Here is a 2,537-nt window from a genome sequence, read left to right as displayed (position 1 = left end):
CGCAGGTCAGGCCGCTTGAGCGTTGACGGTCGGCGGCGTCCAATTCCACGGAAGCAACTGCTCCAGCCTGGTAATCGACGTATCAGCGATGCTGGCAAGAACGTCGGCCAGCCACACCTGCGGATCGATGTCGTTGAGTTTTGCCGTCATAATCAATGTGGCCATGAAGGCCGCACGATCTGCACCGCGGTCTGATCCGGCGAAGAGCCAGGATTTTCTGCCGAGCGCAAAGCCTCTGAGCGCTCGCTCTGCCGCATTATTCGTCAGGCAAATCCGGCCGTCCTGCAGAAATGATGTGAAGCCATCCCAGCGCTTGAGCATGTAGTCGATCGCCTCCGCCACCGGAGAACTGCGTGAGAGCTTTGCCCGCTCGGTTTGAAGCCAGACCTGCAGATCATCGACGAGTGGCAGACAGTCTCTCCGGCGACGCTCCAGGCGTTGATCGGCCGTAAGCCCGTTGATCTCGCGCTCAATATCGAACAGGCCGTCGATCCGTTTGACGGCTTCGAGCGCCATAGGCGAGATCGGCGCGGCATTCTTTCCACGCTTGGCATTTGCGGCGATGTCGGCGAGCACGAAGAACTTACGCCGCGAGTGTGCCCAACAAAACGCCTGCCTTAGAGGATTTGGATCGCGATCAACCTTGAACAGCGGATTGTAGCCGCCATAGGCGTCCGCCTGCAGAATGCCGTTGAAGGTCTTCAGGTGGCGCTCCGGATGCTCCTGCCGTCGGTCCCGCGAGGCATAGTAAAGGGCCGCCGGCGGAGAGAGCCCTCCGAACGGCCGATCGTCCCGGACATAGGTCCAGATGCGGCCCGTATCGGTCTTTCCCTTGGCCAGGATAGGCACGGTCGTGTCGTCGCCGTGCAGACGTTCGGCAGCAAGGACATGCGCCTCGATCAGGGAGTGAATGGGCTTCAACGCCGCGGCACATGCTCCAACCTGATCGGCCAGCGTCGACAAGCTGAGGTCGACGCCCTCGCGGGCGTAGCGCTCGCTCTGGCGATTGAGCGGCTGGTGCTGGGCGAACTTCTCAAACAGGATCATCGCCAGCAGGTTCGGCCCGGCAAAACCGCGGGGTGTCACATGGAAGGGTGCGGGTGACTGCGTGATCTTCTCACACTCGCGGCAGGTGAACTTCTCCCGCACCGTCTGGATGACCTTCCACTGACGCGGGATGACTTCCAAGGTCTCGGTAATGTCTTCGCCAAGCTTCGACAGTTTAACCGATCCACAACAGGCGCAATTCGTGGGAGCGGCGATTACGACGCGCTCACGCGGCAGGTGTTCGGGAAAGGGCTTGCGTGACGGACGCTTGCGCTCGAAGGCTTTGACGGCTGAAGCTTTGGCTGCGATCTCCGCCGCCAGTTCATCTTCACCGGCGTCCGCTTCCAACTCCTCGAGCTGCAGTTCCATCTGCTCCAGGAGCCGCGCCTTGCGCTCGGACCGGCTGCCGTAGAGTGCACGGCGAACCTTGTCGATCTCCAGCTTCAGCCGCGCGATCAGCGCCTCGGAATGCGATACGAGTGCCTTTGCGCTGGCGGCTTCTGCCTTGGAGGTCGCTGCTTCTGCTTCGGCTGCGACACGTCGAGCGCGTTCCTGGGCCAGCAGTGCAAGCGCACTGGCAAGGTCGTCCGGAAGCTCTTCGGTCGCATTGCTCATGACAGGATGGAATCATATTCGACCCTGTCATTCCAGTGTTTTTGCTTATCCGGCCGACGTCGGCCGCCAGGTCTTTTGCGGCATCCGCCAGTCGATACCTTCCAGCAGATAACCGAGCTGCGCAGGCGTGATCACCACCGTGCCATCGGCCGCTGATGGCCAGATGAAGCGGCCGCGCTCCAGCTTCTTCGTGAACAGGCAAGCGCCCTGGCCGTCATGCCAGATCACCTTGATCAGACCGCCACCGCGGCCGCGGAATACGAACAGGTGTCCACACATCGGGTCGCGCTTCAGCGCCTCCTGCACCATCAACGACAAACCGGGGAAGCCCTTTCGCATATCGGTGTGGCCTGTCGCCAGCCAGACCTTCACGCCACTCGGAACCGGAATCATCGCAGCCCCAGCACGCAATCGAGAATCCGGCCAAGGGCATCCGTATCGATGTCGCTATCCACGCGCACGCGCCGACCCCGTCCAAGCTCGATTGTCACATCGCTACGCTTCCGACGAGGGTGGGATGTGGTGGGCGATTCCGGTTGAACGGGAGAGACTGTCGAAGCGGCCTCGGATACGATCACCGGCACCAAAGTCGCCGTATCAGACCTTGGCTCCTCGATCCGGCAAAGCTCTTTGCGCCAACGGAACAACTGGCTGACATGGATGCCGGCCGCGCGGGCAATCTCGGAGATGACCGCGTCTGGCTCAAAGCATGCAGCGACAAGGCGCTCTTTATCTTCGCGTGACCAGCGCCGACGGCGCTCTACAGACGTGATCACCTCAATTGGATGCTTCGTCATATGACTACTCCTAGTGTTACCACTAGGACTGGCAGTCAGAAGCCCTCTATCGCAAGACGGCCTTCACCGTGGGCTTAC

The 2,537-nt window shown here is 61.1% G+C and carries 3 protein-coding genes; all 3 read right to left on the bottom strand.

Annotated features, from left to right (window positions below):
• Window positions 1-6: 6 nt before the first annotated feature.
• The 3 genes from tnpC to tnpA are packed head-to-tail and all read right to left on the bottom strand — an operon-like array spanning window position 7 to window position 2,459.
• On the bottom strand, window positions 7-1,662 hold the full coding sequence (tnpC, locus tag EFD56_RS32385; protein ID WP_018247155.1) for an IS66 family transposase: 1,656 nt from the start codon (window positions 1,660-1,662) through the stop codon (window positions 7-9).
• A 45-nt stretch (window positions 1,663-1,707) separates the two neighbouring features.
• Window positions 1,708-2,055, bottom strand: coding sequence for an IS66 family insertion sequence element accessory protein TnpB (tnpB, locus tag EFD56_RS32380; protein WP_008536653.1), 348 nt, complete (start codon window positions 2,053-2,055; stop codon window positions 1,708-1,710).
• Complete coding sequence (gene tnpA / locus EFD56_RS32375; protein ID WP_004675073.1) at window positions 2,052-2,459, bottom strand: IS66-like element accessory protein TnpA; 408 nt, start codon at window positions 2,457-2,459, stop codon at window positions 2,052-2,054. Before tnpA ends, tnpB begins: the two co-directional genes overlap by 4 nt.
• Between the last annotated feature and the right edge of the window lie 78 nt (window positions 2,460-2,537).

It is taken from the genome of Rhizobium phaseoli, from assembly GCF_003985125.1.
GTDB classification, from domain to species: domain Bacteria; phylum Pseudomonadota; class Alphaproteobacteria; order Rhizobiales; family Rhizobiaceae; genus Rhizobium; species Rhizobium phaseoli.
This window is presented reverse-complemented; position numbering and strand designations above follow the sequence as displayed.

Bases quoted from the DNA above. Each gene is read 5' to 3' on its own strand.
- tnpC (WP_018247155.1), bottom strand. From the start codon at position 1,662: ATGAGCAATGCGACCGAAGAGCTTCCGGACGACCTTGCCAGTGCGCTT.
- tnpB (WP_008536653.1), bottom strand. From the start codon at position 2,055: ATGATTCCGGTTCCGAGTGGCGTGAAGGTCTGGCTGGCGACAGGCCAC.
- tnpA (WP_004675073.1), bottom strand. From the start codon at position 2,459: ATGACGAAGCATCCAATTGAGGTGATCACGTCTGTAGAGCGCCGTCGG.